Annotated in this window: 16 protein-coding genes; all 16 read right to left on the bottom strand. The window is 45.0% G+C overall.

Annotated features, from left to right (window positions below; all coding sequences use genetic code 11):
- Positions 1-13: 13 nt before the first annotated feature.
- The 16 genes from fliE to flgH all read right to left on the bottom strand — a co-directional run bounded on the left by fliE (position 14) and on the right by flgH (position 19,376).
- Positions 14-325, bottom strand: a complete 312-nt coding sequence (gene fliE, locus AB4482_RS14965; RefSeq protein ID WP_017060684.1) for a flagellar hook-basal body complex protein FliE — start codon at positions 323-325, stop codon at positions 14-16.
- A 132-nt stretch (positions 326-457) separates the two neighbouring features.
- Positions 458-1,867, bottom strand: a complete 1,410-nt coding sequence (locus AB4482_RS14970) for a sigma-54-dependent transcriptional regulator (protein ID WP_372131286.1) — start codon at positions 1,865-1,867, stop codon at positions 458-460.
- A gap of 33 nt (positions 1,868-1,900) precedes the next feature.
- Positions 1,901-2,941, bottom strand: a complete 1,041-nt coding sequence (locus AB4482_RS14975) for a PAS domain-containing sensor histidine kinase (protein ID WP_017060686.1) — start codon at positions 2,939-2,941, stop codon at positions 1,901-1,903.
- 184 nt (positions 2,942-3,125) lie between these two features.
- Positions 3,126-4,592, bottom strand: a complete 1,467-nt coding sequence (locus tag AB4482_RS14980) for a sigma-54 dependent transcriptional regulator (RefSeq protein WP_017064122.1) — start codon at positions 4,590-4,592, stop codon at positions 3,126-3,128.
- Positions 4,593-4,820: 228 nt separating this feature from the next.
- On the bottom strand, positions 4,821-5,231 hold the full coding sequence (gene fliS / locus AB4482_RS14985; protein WP_004736194.1) for a flagellar export chaperone FliS: 411 nt from the start codon (positions 5,229-5,231) through the stop codon (positions 4,821-4,823).
- A 12-nt stretch (positions 5,232-5,243) separates the two neighbouring features.
- Positions 5,244-5,549: a flagellar protein FliT gene (locus AB4482_RS14990; protein WP_372131284.1), complete on the bottom strand. Its 306-nt coding sequence runs from the start codon at positions 5,547-5,549 to the stop codon at positions 5,244-5,246.
- Between the two features lie 3 nt (positions 5,550-5,552).
- Entirely contained in the window at positions 5,553-7,580 is a 2,028-nt protein-coding gene (gene fliD / locus AB4482_RS14995) for a flagellar filament capping protein FliD (protein ID WP_017066379.1), read from the bottom strand.
- 22 nt (positions 7,581-7,602) lie between these two features.
- Positions 7,603-8,028 carry a flagellar protein FlaG gene (gene flaG / locus AB4482_RS15000; protein ID WP_017066380.1) on the bottom strand — a complete coding sequence of 142 codons (426 nt, stop codon included), beginning with the start codon at positions 8,026-8,028 and terminating at the stop codon, positions 7,603-7,605.
- Positions 8,029-8,109: 81 nt separating this feature from the next.
- The gene (locus AB4482_RS15005) at positions 8,110-9,240 is read right to left on the bottom strand and encodes a flagellin (protein WP_017066381.1); all 1,131 of its coding nucleotides are present in this window, start codon (positions 9,238-9,240) and stop codon (positions 8,110-8,112) included.
- A 588-nt stretch (positions 9,241-9,828) separates the two neighbouring features.
- On the bottom strand, positions 9,829-10,962 hold the full coding sequence (locus tag AB4482_RS15010) for a flagellin (RefSeq protein ID WP_048616124.1): 1,134 nt from the start codon (positions 10,960-10,962) through the stop codon (positions 9,829-9,831).
- Positions 10,963-11,610: 648 nt separating this feature from the next.
- A complete protein-coding gene (locus tag AB4482_RS15015) occupies positions 11,611-12,747 on the bottom strand; it encodes a flagellin (RefSeq protein ID WP_372131282.1) in 1,137 nt (378 codons plus the stop codon).
- A gap of 418 nt (positions 12,748-13,165) precedes the next feature.
- Positions 13,166-14,356: a flagellar hook-associated protein FlgL gene (gene flgL, locus AB4482_RS15020; RefSeq protein ID WP_017064129.1), complete on the bottom strand. Its 1,191-nt coding sequence runs from the start codon at positions 14,354-14,356 to the stop codon at positions 13,166-13,168.
- Positions 14,357-14,366: 10 nt separating this feature from the next.
- Positions 14,367-16,247, bottom strand: coding sequence for a flagellar hook-associated protein FlgK (gene flgK / locus AB4482_RS15025; protein ID WP_372131280.1), 1,881 nt, complete (start codon positions 16,245-16,247; stop codon positions 14,367-14,369).
- A gap of 220 nt (positions 16,248-16,467) precedes the next feature.
- The gene (flgJ, locus tag AB4482_RS15030; RefSeq protein WP_017084509.1) at positions 16,468-17,403 is read right to left on the bottom strand and encodes a flagellar assembly peptidoglycan hydrolase FlgJ; all 936 of its coding nucleotides are present in this window, start codon (positions 17,401-17,403) and stop codon (positions 16,468-16,470) included.
- Between the two features lie 10 nt (positions 17,404-17,413).
- Positions 17,414-18,505, bottom strand: coding sequence for a flagellar basal body P-ring protein FlgI (locus AB4482_RS15035; RefSeq protein ID WP_048609564.1), 1,092 nt, complete (start codon positions 18,503-18,505; stop codon positions 17,414-17,416).
- A 94-nt stretch (positions 18,506-18,599) separates the two neighbouring features.
- Positions 18,600-19,376 carry a flagellar basal body L-ring protein FlgH gene (gene flgH, locus AB4482_RS15040; RefSeq protein WP_017066181.1) on the bottom strand — a complete coding sequence of 259 codons (777 nt, stop codon included), beginning with the start codon at positions 19,374-19,376 and terminating at the stop codon, positions 18,600-18,602.
- Between the last annotated feature and the right edge of the window lie 66 nt (positions 19,377-19,442).

Raw genomic sequence — 19,442 nt, forward strand, 5'->3', positions numbered from 1 at the left:
TTAACTACCCAACTTATACCGGCATATTCATCAGCTCTTTGTACGATTCGACCAATTTATTTCTAATTTGGATCGTCGCCTCAAAAGCCACACTAGATTTATTACGAGCAATCATCACGTCCGATAGGGATACGCTTTGGTCGCCACTATCAAAACGAGCTTGAAGATCACCTGAGGTCTTTTGTAATGAGTTCACATTATTGATGGCATTAGTCAGCATGTTGCCAAAATCTGCACCGACCGCTTGCCCCGTTGCTGCGGGACGCGCGCTGGCAGCTTCGACCATCATCGCCTGCATTTCGCCTTGTAAACCATCTATTCTCATCTACTACCTCAGGAGTCAAAATTATGACCATCTATTTAGCTATATTATTGACAGAGCAATTAGCGTGCCACACATTAAATTGACTAGATATCGTATTACACTAGTCAGAAAGCTGACACTACTAATCTATCCTCAGTTTGGGATATCTATTCCAGCATCGCGCATTTTAGCCAACTTGTAACGCAGTGTACGAGGGCTAATACCCAGTTTTTCAGCCATATCTTTGCGTCGGCCATTACATGCAATCAGGGTTTCAAGAATGATCGCATACTCTTGATCTCTAAGCTCATTACCTAACCCTTCGCTGCTAGCCGCGATTTTATTGATTGGGTTTGCTTCGGTAATAGGCTTAATTTCTGGCGCAGCTACGTCACTGCCTTCGACGATTTGTTGTAGGCTGCTTGCGTCTTGCCAATCGACACCTTCAAGAAGGATATGCTCACCAGAGATGTTCTCTTGTTCGCTCAATATTAGCGCACGCTGTACCACATTGTCTAATTCGCGAACATTGCCCGGCCACGGATAATTGACGAGTTTGCTGATCGCTTGTGCTGACATAACGGGTACAGGCATACCAAGTTTGGTGCAGTGGCGCTCAACTAAGTGCTTGGCTAAAGGCTCAATATCGCCTTTACGCTCGCACAATGGAGGCCAAGAAATTGGGAATACATTCAGGCGGTAGTATAAATCCTCACGGAAATTCCCTTCAGAAACATACTGTTTAAGGTCTCGGTTACTGGTCGCTAATACACGAACATCCAATTTGATGCTCTTACGACTACCTAATCGCTCAACTTCGCGCTCTTGCAAAACACGCAGTAGTTTGGCTTGTAGGCTAAGATCCATTTCACTGATCTCATCCAACAGAATTGTACCGCCCTGCGCTTGCTCGAATTTCCCCGGGCAAGCTTGAATAGCGCCAGTAAATGCGCCTTTTTCATAACCAAACAGGGTCGCTTCCAACATGTTATCTGGAATAGCGGCACAGTTAATCGCAACAAATGGACCGTCTTTACGGCTAGAAGCATTGTGAATGTAGCGAGACATCACCTCTTTACCAGAACCACTCGGGCCCAACACCATGACGTTGGCATCGGTTTTCGCAACTTTATCAGCCAGCATCATTAGCTTGATACTTTTTTCATCAGCAACGATAGCGTCGCCGTTGTCATCCGACTTTACAGGCGCATAACGGCTGACCATGTTGAGCAGCACTTCTGGCGCAAATGGCTTTGCCATATAGTCGATAGCGCCCTCTTTCATTGCAGCAACGGCATCTTCGATGTTGGCGTACGCTGTCATTAGCAATACCGGCAAATTTGGCCAATGCTGCTTAATGTTTCTCAATAGTGCCAAGCCACCCATGCCCGCCATCTGCACGTCAGATACGACAATATCAACGGAGTTCGATTTTAATTTGACCAGAGCATCTTCCGCACAATCCGCTTCCAGCCATTCATAGCCAGCAAGCGCGAGTGTGTCGACAAGGGCTTCGCGTAGACCTTCATCATCTTCGACGATTAACACTTTGCTTTGAGCCATAGGATTCTCCAGTGTAAATTCAGTTAAAACTTATTAGTCTTCAGAAGAAGCACTTCTTTCAAGCGGTAGACACATGGTAAAGCATGCGCCGTCGCCTTCTTCTGATATCAATTCCAGTCGGCCTTCATGTGCTCGACATACCATTTGTACAACCGCTAAGCCTAGACCTGTACCTTGTGAACGAGTGGTAAAGAAGGGTTCCATTATTTTACCTTGAAGCTCTTTCGGTACGCCGGGGCCACTGTCTTGCACTGATATCTTAAGCTCGCCATTTACGGGCCTAAAAAACACATCGATCTGCGATTCCTTACCCGCAATTTGAACCGCGTTCAACACTAGGTTGCTTAACGCTGAGGCGATAGCATTGGCGTTGCCGAACATTTGAGTCTGTTCGCCCTCAACTTCTTGGCAATAATCAATCTGGTTAGTTTTCAATGCCGCTTCCACCATAGGGTGAAATTCAGTGATCAATTCAGCCACAGTAAATGGCTTAACGACTTTGTTGTCACCACCTTTGGCAAACAACAGCATGTCGTTCACTTGCTTCTCTAAGTCATGCAATCTATCCATAAGCTTAGATTGAAAACGCGTTTTTGTTGCCGGCGGCAGATTTGGCGCGGCAAGGTTTGATGCATACAGCATCGCACTTGAAAGCGGCGTTCGCACTTGATGGGCAAGCGAGGCCACCATTCTACCTAATGAAGACAAACGCTGAAGATCACTCACGCGAGACTGCAATAGTCGGGTCTCGGTCAGATCGGTAATCAAAATCAGCTGACCCGTGGTAGAGGCTGAAATCGCCAAACGCACTTTTCGCCCGTTCTTCAATGAGATCTCATGACCGTCATCGTCTTTTGGGTCAAAGGCACTTTGAATCACTGAAAACCACTTCTCGCCAACCAACTCAACACCAAGAATACGATGCGCTTCAGGGTTCGCTTCTCTCACTTCGCCGTGTGTATCTAACAAGATAACCCCAGCTGGCATCACGTCGAGTACTTGCTTATAGCGCTCAACCTGCTGTTCAACAGAATCTAGGTGTGATTGATTTTCTGGTTCGTTAGATACGCGCATGTCAAAAATTTGCCTCAAATACTAAAACAGCCTGAGACGTACAACACGAGTCAGGCTATTTGCTATATTTATCACATAGTTAAGCAAGCAACAACTCGACTATGGTTTATCTGTTCACTTAGCTAGAGTTACCAAATAGCTAAAAAGTGTGTGCTAGTTTTTCGTTTTCATCGAAAACTGGACACTATCGCTGCAAGTTATATTTACGCATTTTTTCAACCAGAGTGGTTCTACGCATTCCAAGCATGTCAGCAGCACGAGCAACAATGCCGCCCTGCGCTTCCAACGCTTGATTGATCATATTCACTTCCATATCCGCGAGTAGCTCTTTCAAGTTAACCCCTTCTGGCGGTAACTCTTGAGGCGCATTAGCATTGTCGGCAATATCATCTTGCTGATCAAAACTGAAATCTTCTGAGAATAAGTCAGCAAGTGCATCACGCTCTTGCTCCTCTTCAGATCCAAAGCTATTAAACTCTGGCTGGAACTCAGGGATATCGCTGTATCGATATTTAGTTGGCAGGTGATTCACATCAACCAAGCTGTTTGGATACAAGATAACCATTCGTTCAACCAGGTTCGCTAGTTCACGAACGTTACCTGGCCAGTAATGCTCCATCAAAGAGTTGATAGCACGAGCCGTGAAACAGATAGGCATGCTGCCTTCCGCTTCCATTCGAGTCATCAGCTCTTGAAGCAACAGTGGAATATCTTCTTTACGATCTTGAAGCGCCGGCATTTCAATCGGGAATACATTTAAGCGGTAGTAAAGATCTTCACGGAACGAATCATCGTCGATCATATCTTCAAGGTTGCGGTGGGTTGCCGCAATCACTCTAACATCAGCTTGTATGGTGCTATTGCCACCTACACGCTCAAAGCATCGCTCTTGCAGTACTCGTAGCAGCTTAACTTGCATCGCCATCGGCATATCGCCAATTTCATCAAGAAACAGTGTGCCACCTTCAGCCAATTCAAAACGGCCTTTACGTGCGGTAATCGCCCCAGTAAATGCGCCCTTCTCATGACCAAACAGTTCACTTTCAAGCAAATCAGGTGGAATCGCGCCACAGTTTACAGGAACAAAAGGCCCTGAACGACGTTTAGAGTGATAGTGAATGTTACGCGCTACGACTTCTTTGCCTGTACCAGATTCACCAAGAATCAGCACGTTCGCTTCCGTAGAAGAGACTTGTTCAATTAAGTGACGTACTTCTTGAATGCCAGCACTTTGTCCTACTAGGCTGCGAAACAGGGTGTTCTTGCGTGCCGAAGACACAACTTGAACACCTTTGCGGCCTAAGAAGTCTTTACAGTGTCTTAATGCATCACTTAATTGCGGGTAGTTAAGAGGAAGTTCAAGCTCACCAACATAGTTAGTCAACTCGTCAACCGGGTGATTGTTTTTGCCAATCACCAGTAAAGGGATGTGATTGGCGTGAACAAGCTTCTCATTCAGTAATGCGTTGAAGCCTTTACCTTTAATGGTACCAATAATGCAGCCGGCCCACTGTAGTGACCAGTCAACTTTACGTGCTTGTTCAGAGCTGATTACTTCGCAGCTCTCTCCTACAAACTCTAATATTGTGCTTAAATTGTGACGATCTTGAGCGTTATCGTCGACGACAAGCAGTTTTGCCAAACCTTGCATAAGTAGGAATTATTGCCTTTATTTTGGTGCGATGCGGAAAAACGGTGAGCAACGTAGTCTATAAAACAGTGAGATGTATCAATGATTATGGTCTACGTGGACAAATTTAGGAAATCAGCAACGAAAAAAGCCATTAGGCTATCTAATGGCTTCTATTTTATTTGATTAAAAAAATAAGGCAACCAACCAATTAAGGGATATGAGATTGGTTAAAACTGCAATTTTTCTTTAAATACCTACGTCAGCGGACGTCAAGTTGTGATATTCGTTCGGAATTTGGTCCCAAGCGCTCTTAATTTCGCGAATAATATCGATAACATCATCAATAGGCTGTGGGTCATTTTTGTGATTTGCCGCAGAAATTTGCGTGATCATGAACTCATAAAGTTGATCTAGGTTTTTCGCAATATCGCCACCATCGTCCATAGATAGGCAACTACGTAGGCTAATAATGATATCTAGAGCCTTACCAAGTCGCTCACCTTTCACTGGGATGTTGCCTGCTTGCATTGCCGCTTTGCCTTGAATCAAACGCTCGATAGCACCGGCCATTAGCATTTGTACAATCTTATGCGGTGAGGCAGCCGTTAGCTGACTATCCACTGATACCTTTTTATATGCCTGTAAAGAACCGCGCATAGTAAACCTCTTCTATAAAAACTTTTTGTATTGTTGAACTGATTTAGCGCCGTGACGGTATTTATGTAGGGTCTTACCTACTCGACTCGTCTCAGACTGCATCAATTCGACTAATTTTCTGGTTCTGGTAATGGCTTCAAACCATTCAGAACTTTGCTTAACGTCGGGATGTGAGTCGATTATTTGAACCACGTTTTGCAATAACTGTTCTCTGTTATCGACAAGCTGCGTTATTTCTTCAGCATTAATTTCACTAAATTCCAGTTTAGAGATAATTAGTTGATCGAGTTCACAAAGCTCTTGTAGCTGGCTATTCATCTATTAGCCCAACGCATTCATCATACTGCCCAGCTGAGATTGCATCTTACTGGTCGCATCTTGCATGGCTGTGAACTTAGAGTGGGTACGGCTCTCTAGGCTGTCCATGCGGCGGTCGAGCGCGCTTTGGTCATCAACCAAACGGTAGTTTTGCTCGACCAAGCTCTTTTCTCTAGTACGGATTGAACCCGTGATACCTGTGATACCTTGAATCGCATCTTCCACTTTTTTGGCGAAACCGTTGTTGCCACCAAAGAACTCACCCAACTTATCAAAGTTATTGTTGAGTTGACGGTCAAGCATATCGTAGTTGATTTCTAGCGAGCCTTGTCTTGTGGTGGTGATACCGAATTCAGTCAAAGACTTTAGATTGTCTGGCGCACCTTCGATACTTGATGAGAACACCCCTTTCAATCGGGAGTCGGCGTTACGCACTGTACTGTCACCAGAGAGCGGGCCTTTTTGACCAGTCGTTGGATCAACACCCGCGAGGTCTTTCGACACTTGATAGAACTGGTTATAAGAGCTCACAAAGGATTCGATATCTTGGCGAACACTGTTACGGTCGTACTCCACACCAATTTCTGCCGGCGGCTTATCTTTTGGCGTTTTTCCTTTCACCGTAATATCAATACCTTCAATGGCATCTTCAATCACATTGTTATTACTAGAGAGTTGAGCAACACCATCTAGGACAACCATAGAATCTTGGCCAGCCTGAACTTCAGTCATTCCACTATAGGTATCAAAAGATTGCTGTGCTTGTTCAAGATCTGCTTGCGCTTTATCGACCTTCTCTAAGAGCTCGCGCTCTTCGGGTTCTAATTTGGCACGCTCAATTTTCTTGGCTTGCTCTGCGGTGAGTTCGCCTTTTTGAACTTTCTCAGCCAACTCCGCTTTTTCTTGTGAAATCTTCTCTTCGATACGCGCTTGCTCAGCCTCAAGCTTTTGTTGGGCTTCTTTCGGTGTCACGTATGAATCGGTCAGAGTACCTGAGGCAGCATTTGACCACCCCGGCACATCGGGTGCCTTCTCTATCGCTTTTTCATCAAGCTCAAGTTCTGGTGTGTAGTAAGAATCTAAAAGCGTACCTGACGCGGTTTCAGTCCAGCCAGGGATATTATCTTCAGGCATCACAGACTTTGCCGCTTGAGCTGCGTCTAGGGCGGCTTGGCCGTCGGCGGCTGCTTGCTCACCGTAGCTGAGACTTTTAGAGTCTCCGTCAACATCTGAAGTAGAATCGGTTTGGGCTGCTGGGATGATATTGCCATCTTTATCGAGTGTTTCATTCGCATTTGGGTCATCGCTAGCGATCACTTCATCGATGAGTTCAACGGCTTTTCCTGCAGGGGTTAGAGCTAGAATATCTTGAGCAGCAACGCGCGCTTTCTCTAGCGCTTTAACACGTTCTTCAAGCGTTTTGTATTCGAGTTTTTTTAAGGGATTGGCAGCATCTGACTCAACATTAATGCTGATCTGCTGATCTGAACCAGACTGGTTCGAGGCAATAATAAGTCTTGGACCTTCGACATCGTTGATAATAGATGCACGAACGCCTGGGTTGCTATCTGCACCGTTGATACCACGAACAACTTCGATAAGTCTCGATCTGTCGCCAACTTGCACGTCAAAGCTGTCATCACCAAGCGAAACCTGCAGCTTACCTGGGCCAAATTTCATGTCCTCTGACAGTACATCAGAAGCCACTTTATGGCTTTGGGCAAGCTGCAACACATCGATGGCATATTTGCCAGCGATCGCTTCGGTAGTCGCGGTTGCAGAGACAAGCGCTTCATCGGTACTTTCCACTGTTCGCACAGCAAAAGCTTTTTCCTGACGAAAGTTTGTCATCAGGTTTTTCATCGAATCAAGGGATTCTCTGAGTCTTCCATAGGCACTAATGCTGGTATCGATTCGCGTTCGTTCATTGTCGATTCGTTGCTGTTTAGGTACACGCTCCGAATCAACAATTTTGCTGACCATGGAATTGATATCCATGCCAGACGAAATCCCCATTGGGCCAAAACTCATTAAATCACCTCAATAATACGACTTAAACCTTCACCTCAAATATTCGACTATTCGAGTTTTGGGCTGCTAGGCGTCTTAGAATTTCAAGCATTTCTTCATCAGGGATCTGGCGAATAATATCACCGGTTGTGGTCTCATAAATGGTAACCACATCTCTCCCAGATTCTTCATCGACCTTAAAAGCCACACCTTTATTGAGAGAGGAGATAAACTCGTTTACCTTCTCCACCATTTTGACTCGCTCTTCATCATTTAACTCTTGTCTATGTTGAGCTAATTGAATCGCCGCTTCGGTAGCTTCCTCTTTCGATTTCTCTACCTTGTCATAAGATGTTGCTTCTTTTAGTCGCGAAAGACTCGACGCACTACTACCTTCATCGCTTGCAATTTTAATGCCATTAGGTGAGCCATAAGGCTGGATGTTCGATGCGTTGGATGATATTTCCATAACACTCTCCCTCCCTCCTTTATGAGCCAAACAGTAAAACTCTACCCAGAGTAGAGTTTACCGCTACTTACCGAGGTAAGTTTAGCCCAATAAGCTTAGAGCTGCTGATGGTGACTGTTTTGCTTGAGCTAGGATAGAAGTACTCGCCTGTTGTAGGATTTGAGACTTCGTCATAGCTGTTGTTTCTTTCGCGTAATCGGTATCTTTGATACGGCTCTTAGACGCATTAACGTTTTCGTTGATGTTGTCTAAGTTGCTGATTGCATGGTCAAAACGGTTTTGGAAAGCACCTAGAGAAGCACGTTGGCTATCAACAGATTTTAGAGCACCATCAATGATAGATACTGCTTCGTTTGCACCTGCAACAGAAGTTACGTCGATATCGTTAACGGTAACGTCTTTACCAGCACCGATACCTAGTTCGCCCGCAAGGCTGCCGCCAAACTCAACATCACCTTCAACTTTTTGGCTTGAAGCGAAAAGTTGCAGTTTACCGCCTTCACCCACAGACGCTTTAACGTCTTGGCTTTGACCATTGATGTAAGTTGCTAGCTCTTCGATATCGTTGCCTTCTTTAGCAGAGATAGATAGCTCTTGCGCTTCACCAAACTTATCGTTGTATTTGATTGTTAAATCAGCACCCGCACCTACACGCCAAGAAGCATCTTTGCCTTCTGTAACGCCGTAGCTCTTACCACCCATGTCTTGAGTGTCAGTACGCATGTTGCTCATAGATAGCATTACTGCTTCACCTGAGTCAGCACCGATTTGGAAAGATTGGCTGCCGTAAGTACCGTTCAGAAGCTTGTTACCACCAAAAGAGGTCGTTTCAGCGATACGGTTAAGTTCTGTGTTTAGAGCAGAGACTTCTTCTTGGATCGCAACACGTTCAGATTTGCTGTTCGAACCGTTTGAAGATTGAAGAGAAAGGTCACGCATACGTTGCAGAATGTTGGTTGACTCATTCATTGCACCTTCAGCTGTCTGTGCAATAGAGATACCGTCATTCGCGTTTTTCACAGCCATATCTAGGCCACGACTTTGCGACGTTAAGCGGTTAGAGATTTGTAGGCCTGCAGCATCATCTTTTGCGCTATTGATTTTATAGCCAGAAGACAAACGCTCCATTGATTTTTGAGTACCTTCAGCCGCGCTATTTAGGTAGCGCTGAGCCGTCATTGCAGACACATTTGTGCTTACATTAATCGCCATAGTTGATCTCCTTTAGGCATTTTTTAATGTACTTATGTGACTCTCACCTCACACTAATACATGTCAATTTTGTTTATGCACCAGTGTCTCTCTCACCTTACATTGGTACATATCATTTCTCTCAATCCCTTTAACGGCGCCTTAATTAGAAGCTTTAATAAAAAATGCGCTTTTTTTCATATTCTTTTCAACAACAAAGGAAAGTGTGATCGGGCTTCAATTAATAGGGCGACATTCGCTAAAGTTGCCCCATTATTTAAGTTAATGAGCGTAGTGTTGAATATAAAGTCAGAAGAGATCCCTGATATCTCGTTCTACTCGATTCTGGGGTGACGAAAGACTGCTTCGATGTAGTAAGCGAGGAAACCATCATTTCCCAATTCCCGTCACTCCCTACAGTGAGGAGCGAGCGTGATAGGGAATCTCGCTTTCCAATCAACGACCAACACCAAAACTCCCCCCTTCTCCAAATTGCAGGCAATAAAAAACCCAGCCGAAGCTGGGTCTGTTTAGCGCTCATCTCTCACCACGAGCTAATTTGTGGAAGCCTAACGTTGACGCTTATAGTCAACGTGGCTTTTTAATCGATTAACCTAGTAGGCTAAGTGCCGAGTTCGGAGCTTGCTTCGCTTGAGCAAGAATCGAGCTTGAAGCTTGAGAAAGGATCTGAGACTTAGTCATCTGAGTCGTTTCTTTCGCGAAATCGGTATCTTTAATACGGCTCTTAGATGCGTTAACGTTCTCGTTAATGTTGTCTAAGTTGCTGATAGCGTGGTCGAAACGGTTTTGGAAAGCACCTAGCTCAGCACGGTGGCTATCTACATACTTAAGTGCCGCATCGATAATAGCTACAGACTCTTGTGCGCCGCCAACTGATGTTACGTCGATAGTATCAACCGTTACGTCTTTGCCAGGTTGCATGCCTAGTTCGCCAGCCAGGCTGCCAGAGAATGCCACTTCGCCTTCAACCTTGTTGTTACCAGTAAACATTTGTAGCTTACCGTCTTCAGTTACAGACGCTTTAACAGAGTCTTGTTGACCGTTGATGTACGTTGCTAGCTCTTCGATGTCGTCACCCGCTTTTGCGCTGATGTCGATTTCTTGTGCTTGACCGAAGTTATCAGTGAACGACATTTTTAGGTCGTTAGAGCCTGCTTGAACGTTCCAATCTTTATCTTTCGCGTTCTCAGTTTGGTAGCTCTTACCACCCATCTGAGCGTTATCAGAGCGCATGTCTTTCAGTTGAAGCATTACCGCTTCACCGTTGTCTGCACCGATTTGGAATGATTTAGTACCGTGAGTACCGTTAAGCAACTTGTTGCCACCAAAAGACGTCGTTTCCGCGATACGGTTCAGTTCGTCGTTCAGCGCTGTTACTTCTTCTTGAATCGCTACACGCTCAGATTTTGAGTTTGAGCCGTTTGAAGATTGTAGAGACAAATCACGCATACGTTGCAGGATGTTAGTCGTCTCATTCATTGCACCTTCAGCTGTTTGTGCAATTGAGATACCGTCGTTCGCGTTACGTACAGCAACATCAAGACCACGACTTTGAACGTTCAAACGGTTCGAGATTTGTAGACCCGCAGCGTCATCTTTTGCGCTGTTGATTTTTGAGCCAGAAGCTAGACGCTCCATTGATGTTTGTTGTGCGCTGTTTGCGTTGTTTAGGTAACGTTGCGCTGTCATCGCTGAAACGTTTGTATTTACATTCACTGCCATGGTGATTTCTCCAATTGATTTTCCGGTATAGCGGTTTCCGACGTCTCGGAAAACCAAGTAGTTCTCTCAAAGTTACTTTTAATAACGGCGCGAAAATCAGAAGCTTTAGAAAAACTTTCAAAAAACCACAAAAAAAATATTAATCTAATATTTATCAACAACTTAATTTTCATCATTTTCTAATACAGCGATAGATTTCAATTGGAAAAAGATCTTAATCTGTTCAGAAAGCGTACGAACCGCCGTCTAAATGGCTCAAGGTCGAGAAATGATCAATCGCCAAAGATCTCTGACTTACGCAAATCTTGTGTAATAGATGACATTATTTGTCGTGAAGAAGAACCATCAAATAGAGATTTGGAAAAGGTAGTGCGAGAAAGTTCACAGGAAAATAAATAGCAAAAACAAGAAATACAGAAAGGAAAAAGCCCCTTTTCCTTTGAGAGAACCGGGGCTAGTTGGCGCGTCAGAGCCTGTGTGGAGATCATCGAGAAATGAACACATTTCCGACTTGCCGTTGCATTCTTACTGCAAAAATGGATAGCAGGTGAGAGATGAGAGAGCTAAACATTCAATAGTAAGTATGCTTGCCAGTTTCCCTTGCTGCATGGCTCACGTCTGAACACGAGCAGCAAGTTCAACCAATAACTATTGCAATAATGACATTGCAGAGTTAGGCAACTGTTTTGCTTGAGCAAGTATTGAAGTACCTGCTTGTTGCAGAATTTGTGATTTGGTCATTTGCGTCGTCTCTTTCGCAAAGTCCGTATCTTTGATTCGGCTGTTTGAAGCGTCTACGTTCTCTTGTACGTTTGCCAAGTTATTAATACTGTGGCTTAGACGGTTCTGTTTTGCACCCAAATCAGCACGCTGTGAATCCACGTACTTCATTGCAGAATCAATCACGCTGATCGCGTTCTGTGAACCCGCAACGCTGGTTAAGCTAACATCTTGAACCGAGGTTGCGCTGCCTTCACTCTTAATACCTAGCTCAGACGCTAGACCACCAGAGATAGACATTGGGCCGTCAAGGTCAGGTTCAGCAACGAACAGTTGAATGCGACCATCATCAGTAACCGATGCGTTCACAAGATCAGACTGACCATTAATGTAAGTCGCAAGCTCTTCGATATCATCGCCCGCTTTGGTATTGATATCTAAAACGATGTCTTCACCCGCTTTGGTTTTGAATTCGAACTTAAGATCGCTCGCTGTTGGCGGCACTTCCCAGTTCTTATCTTTCGCGTTTTCTGAATCGAACGTAGTACCACCCATACGGTAGTCATCTGCACGGATACTTGTCAGAGCCATGATCATTGCTTCACCAGAGTTAGAACCGATCTGGAATGAAGCTTCACCGAATGAACCGTTCAGTAGACGACGACCACCAAACGATGTGGTTTCCGCAATACGGTTAAGCTCATCTTGAAGTGCCATTGACTCTTCGTTCAGTGCAGTACGCTCTGCCGGCGAGTTAGTGCCGTTTGATGATTGAATCGCTAGATCACGCATACGTTGTAGTACGTTAGTCGATTCGTTCATCGCGCCTTCTGCTGTTTGAGCAATCGAAATACCGTCGTTGGCATTACGCATTGCCACATCAAGACCACGAGACTGAGCGGTTAGACGGTTCGAGATTTGCAGACCTGCCGCATCATCTTTCGCGCTGTTGATCTTGTGACCAGATGACAAACGCTCCATAGAAGTCGCTAAGTCATTAGATGCTTTATTCAGGTAACGCTGTGCTGTCATAGCAGATACGTTAGTGCTTACATTGATAGCCATTTTGCTCTCCTTATGAGTTCGCAAAGTTTCTGCGAAGCGGCCAGCTTTACTCTCATATGGATAAGCACTGACCGTGTATTACTCGATAAACCCTATACAAGGTTTAAGATCTGTATTAATCATTTATAACCAACACAGATACAAGTTGTATGCCAAGTTTAATATCATATAAATAATTTTTTAATTATCTAAAAATCAGAAGCTTACAAACAACACTGCGCAATTATGATTTTCTACTATTAGAAGATGAAAAACATTCACCTTCCTTATTGCCGTTTTTTGCCGCTATTCTAGAAACATCATGCTTCGTACAAAAAAGCGGCAAACTGTGGCGTCATTCGCACGTATGGCATAGCACATACGGCAAGGAATCAACGCCATGGTGATCGACAAGCCACCATTAAATACCGATTGATCATTAAATATAGTTAAACAAGGTCAGGTCTTTGGTTTTGCCAAACGCTTGTTGAGAAGCTTGTAGTGCTCGAGAGTTTTCATTGAACTCAATGATCGCTTTCGAGTAATCCAAGTCTTCAAAGTTGCTTTTTGCTTTTGCTAAAGACAACTTGAAATCTTCATGTTGTTGCTCTTGAATATCCAAAGTACTCAAACGTGCACCAACATCGGTTCTTGCCTTGGTCAAATGGATAAACGCAGCGTGGAACTCTTCAGTTACTTGGTGCAGTTTCGCTGTTGCTGATGCATCCGATACCGGGTTTTCAGCCTGCTCAGCAGCCTCTTTGAACGTATCAAAGATAGAGAAAGTCTCTCGTGGTTCTAAGGTGATCGAATCACCTTTAGTGATTTGGCCTTTGATTTGAATATTCAGCCCTTCATAAACAATGCCTGTCGAAGGATCAAAATCTTCTGCCGCAACCACTGCGCCGTCTTTTTCAAGCTGATAAGCGAAATTGCCCGTCTGCATGTCGACAAACGTCACTTTATAAGTAGACCCATCTTCATCGCTGTTGGTCGCACGCCCGAGCAATAACTCAGACGCAGGTTCAAGCTCGTACTGAGGTTCGTAGTCACCGAACGGGTTGTCTATTTCCATAAACATCTTGCTGCCCGGATCATTCATTGCCATTTCAAAGCTGCTTGCCACACGCATCTTGCGTTGGTAGTCATCACCTTGATATGTCACATTTCCTTCGTTATCTCGAAAGAAAGGCTGATTTTTCGGCTTAGTGCCTGCAAACGTGTAGTTACCCGACTCATCTTGAGAGTTGGCTAAATGCAGGAAGTTATTCGCCAGTTCTTGAATTTCACGCTTCTTAGCTAAACGGTCTTCCGGAGAAAGCGCACCGTTGATCATTTCCATCACGGTTCGTTTTGCTTCATCAGCAAAGCCTTCAGTGTTAGAAACCAATACTTCATGATGCTCAAGACGGTTTCTGACTAGAGTAATCGCATCGACATACTGTTTAAGCTGTTCTGACTGCTGACCAATGTTCTGTAAATAGTGCGTCGCTAATGGGTCATCACTTGGCGACTGTAACTTCTTACCCGAAGCAAGTTGTGCTTGGTTGTGATGCACCTTGTTCTCTTGACGGCGCAAGTCGTTTTGTACTGACTGATAATTATGGAAGCTAGAGATACGATTCAACATTTATACCTTCCTATCTCAGAGCCAAAATAGTGTTAAACGTATCATTGGCTGCTTGCATGATACGTGAAGAAGCCATATACGCTTGCTGAAATTTCATCATGTTTGCCGCTTCTTCATCGAGGTTTACTCCCGAGATAGAAGCAATACGTTCTTGAGCCGACTGTTTTTCTAATGTCGCAATATCACTCAGGCGATTTGCCGTTGAAGACTTCAAGCCCGTATTAGTATTCAAGTTGTGGTAAAGGTCTAAAATCGTAGACTCACCATCATTCAACAGCTTTCCTGTTTGAAGATCTTGTAGCTTACGCAGGTTACCGTTGTCACCTTCTGATGGGACAAGGTTTGCCGTAAACTTATCATTTGCCACCGCACCGGGTGTGAGCTCAAACGTTGTACCGTTGATGGTCACTGGCCCTTGTGGCGGATACGGTTGAGGCTGCATTAAAATGTTACCCTTCGGATCCGTCACAGCAAACTGCTCACCTTTTGGTGAGACAATCACTTCAAACTCACGCAGTTGACCTGCTTCTAGGATTTTAAATCCCGCTGTACCCTTGGCAAACGTGGTCGATGCCTCATAACTTTGCGCAGCAATGTCTTTCGGGTCTTTGGTTTCCATATGAATCTGCGCAGCAAAATTACGCGTTGGACGCAGTAACAGTTTCTCTCCTAGTTCAGGAGGGTTACGTACTTCCACTCGCATGCCATCAAGATAAAAAGCACTACCGCTAGAGTCGGTCGCCATCTTAACGGTCTCACCGTTCGGCTTAGTCACGACATAATCACTGCCATCGTATTTCAGTCCATACTCACCGCCTTTTAAGGCAGAAGTATCATCAATGTATACCGCAACATCGGCTTTCGATTGCCCGCTAGCCGTGACACGAGATTTTGCCACCAGCTCTGAGTTCACGTCGGTAAACAAGCCCTTACCTACGTTGCCGTTAAGATCCAAACCTTGTTCTTGAAGACTATTGACCTCATATGAAAACGCGGTCGCCAAACGACCAAGCTCATCCATGATTGCTGGGATATGTTCGTCACGCATGTCTAGCATGGCGCCGATTTTTCCGTCGATATCACTGCTGGTGATCGGTTTTAAAGACTTACCTTCAACAATCGCTAGGCGGCGCTGATGTGCATCGGGTAAGCCATCAACCATCTTCAGCTGACTCGCTTCACTACCAGAGACCAAGGTATGGCCATTACCAATATGGACATTAAACCCTTCGGCATTTGAGCGTGGTGTCACCGTAACTTTGGTGTAACCAGAAAGCTCATTAATCAACTTTTCATGCTGATCTCGTAGGTCATTATGAGGCCCAGGAGTTCGCATCATTAAACGCTGAACATCACGGATCTCGTACGCAAGTTGGTTAACTCGCTCGATACCCATATCTAATTTTTTATTCGTAGAATCAGACTGTTGACGAACTGTTTCATGAAATTCATTCAAGGTTTTAGTTACAAGCCCTGCTTTCTCTAACACGACCTTACGCGCACCCACATCATTTGGGGTATCGGCGAGAGTCTTAACGGAATCAAACCATTCGTTGAGGTTTTCTGGAATCTTCTTTGAAGCGACCGACGACAACATGCTCGACAGCATATCGAGGTTGGCTTCGGTATCGCCTTTGTTGGCGGCATTGGTTGTCGATAAGTTAAGTTCTTTGACGGCAAACTGATCCCAAGAGCGGCGAACATTTTCCACATGTACCCCCATACCGTAGGATTGCCCACCGTACTGGCGCGGGTCATTCACACCTTGAATCACAGACTGGCGGCTATAGCCCTCTGTGTTGGCGTTAGAAATGTTATGACCTGTGGTGTTGAGCTGTCTCTGAGCCGTAAGAACACTTTGTGCCCCTACATTCAGAAGATCCGACGCCATAATGCCCCCAAAAAACTTAACAAAACCAGAATGAACTGATTAACTACAACCGTATATTACTAAGATAAAAGCAATATATATGCCAATACAAACAATGGAGAGTTAAAATACGATAATTTATTGAAGTGTAAGGAGATAACTATGGATTACGCGTAAGAACTGAAGGGGCGGAGAAGAAAAGAGCCTGCCAGTAGCAAGCTCTCTATGTTGATTGATGACGCTAGTTCATCTCATCAATCTTGGCTTTAACTCGTAAAACCTTGTCTGCATAGTTAGGGTCAGTTGCGTAACCAGCCTGATGAATGCCTTTGATGAAATTCTCTGAATTGCCTTGATGCTGTAGCGCTGTTTCGTATCTTGGATTTTCGTTCAAGAACTTCACGTAATCATTAAAGCTATCTTCGAAATTAGAGTAAGAACGGAAAGAAGCAGACTCTTTAACGGCGGTTTTGCCATGGAACTCAAGAGTTTGAGTCGCGACCTTATCGCCCTTCCAGCTTCTATCTGCTTTGATGTTGAATAGGTTATTACTGTTGCCCAAAGAGTTCTTAATCATCTTAGAACCCCAACCTGTTTCAAGTGCCGCTTGCGCCAGTAGCAGTGACGAGTCAACACCGAGTGCGCTCGCCGCTTTTTCAGCGTAAGGCTTCATCGACGTAACAAACGATTCTGGCGAATCAAATGAAGCGGGTTGTTTTGCTGCTGACATGGCTGTTGCTGACTTAGCAGATTGAACTTCAGAGACTTTCTCTTCTGAACGACCTGAGTATTGCGGTCTTTCCAGCGAGGTATCAAAACCTTCACTGCGAACCTTATCTTCTGTCGCGTCGCTTGCTTGACCCGCGCTTAACTGAGCTACAATCATGTCCGCAAGGCCTAATGAACCTGAAGCACTCAACTCACTCGCCATTTGGTCATCTTGCATCTGACGATAAAACTGCTCGTTCTGGCTGTTCAGCATATCCGACTTAAAGCTCGAGTTAGCATCGCGCATTGACTTAAACAACATCGAGGTGAAAATCGATTCAAACTGTTTCGCCGCCGCGGTTAATGCTTCTTTCTCGCTGCCTTCTTCACCGTTTACGGCTTGTTGACGAAGACGGTCTAAACTACCGATGTCGTGAATAAAGCCGATGTCATTGTTATTCTTAATCATGCTTTATTCCTTAGATAATGATCAATTGGCCTTCAATTGCACCGGCTTGTTTCAGTGCTTGAAGGATTGCCATTAAATCAGAAGGTGCAGCGCCTACTTCATTGACTGCGCGTACCAAATCGTCCAGCGTTAGGCCCGGTTCAAATTTGAACATCTTGCCATCGCCTTCCGTGATTTCGATATCAGAATCAGGAACCACTACCGTTTGACCACCAGAGAATGCATTCGGTTGGCTTACGTTGAGATTTTCTTTGATTGCAACCGTCATACCACCATGGGTTACCGCCGCCGCTCTTAGGCGAACGTGCTTACCAACCACAATCGTACCTGTACGAGAGTTGACGATGATTTTTGCAGAGCCTTCAGCAGGGTCGAACTCGATGTTTTCGATAGCCGACAAGAATGCTACACGCTGGCTGATTTCACGCGGTGCACGAACTTTTACTGAAGTTGCGTCTACCGCTGAAGCCATTTGTGGGCCTAGGAAATTATTAACCGCATCAGCCATACGCTGAGCCGTTGTGAAATCTGATTGGATTAGGTTGAAGGTGATGTAGTCACCACGACCGAATGGCGTTGGGATCTCTTGTTCAACCGTCGCACCGCTAGAGATGATACCAACGTTAGGGTTGTTACCGACAATCTTAGAACCGTCGTTACCTTGTGCACTAAAGCCACTTACCACCAAGTTACCCTGCGCGACCGCATACACTTGACCGTCTAGACCTTTCAAGAAGGTCTGTAGCAAGGTACCACCACGAAGGCTTTTTGCTGAACCGATAGAAGAAACGGTTACGTCAACTTCTTGGCCTTGCTTAGAGAATGCTGGCAGTTCAGCAGTCACAATAACAGCCGCGACGTTTTTGGTTTTTGGCTTAGTGCCGGGCGGCAATTGGATGCCAAAATTTTGCAGCATTGCGTTAAATGTTTGATCGGTAAAGGGAGTTGTCTCACCAGTACCCGGCAAGCCCGTGACCAAACCATAACCGACAAGTTGGTTACTACGAACACCCGCCACTTTTGCCACGTCTTTGATTCGCGCAGCATGGGCACTGGTGGCAAGAAATAGCATGCCGAATAGTACGAGTGTCAGTTTTTTCATTGAGTAACCTGTCTGTATTGCTTTAATTTATAATAGCTTAGCTAAATGTGGCTGAGTGATAGAGGCTGTCAGTATGTCGTCGTCCTATCAAGCTCTACAGAGATACATTAAAGAATCGTGCCAAGAATCCAGGCTCTTGCATATCTTTCTGTACGCCAGTCCCTGAGTACTGAATTCGTGCGTTAGAAACACGGTTTGAAGCAATGGTATTTTCGAAGTCAATATCGTCTGGACGGATGGTACCGCTTAGGCGGATGTACTCATCGCCGGTGTTCAGTGTCATCCACTTCTCACCACGAACCACTAGGTTGCCATTAGCTAATACTTCGATGACTTCAACGGTAATGTAGCCGCTGATGCTGTTACTTTGGTTGGCTGACGCATCACCAGCAAAAGTATTGGTGTTACTCAGATCATAAGAGAAGTTGTACTTGTCGATCGTCAGATCTTGACCACCAACAGCCAGCGGCTCCATTGATGCATCATTCGACTTAGACATGTCTGCGTTGGCTTTTTTGGTCGCTCGAGTATTCTCATCTAACGCTACAGTAATTATGTCACCAATACCACGCGGTTTTGAGTCGTCATACATGCTGCCAATGTGGTTCACATTAAACAGTGAGCCCGTTGCCGCTGCGTAATGCTCTGGTTTCTGCTTGGGGTTGATTGGCGCCCATGCAGGGTCACCAGCAATTGGATCGGTTCGCCCACGAAGCGTGTCAATAATGCCAGAGCTCTCTTGCGCCGACTTATCACCTTCCACAGCATCAACCACTGTGGTTGCATTTTCTTCTGCCGGAGTCTCGATCGGGTCCAGAACAGCACATCCCGACATAGACATAAACAAAGCTAAACAAAAAATACGTTTCATGGCGATATACTCTCAGCAGGCAGTGGTAAATGGGTCAATTAGCAAAAACAGATAGATTAATTAAAA

The sequence above is a fragment of the Vibrio sp. 10N.222.55.C7 genome (assembly GCF_041473335.1).
Lineage (GTDB): Bacteria > Pseudomonadota > Gammaproteobacteria > Enterobacterales > Vibrionaceae > Vibrio > Vibrio crassostreae_C.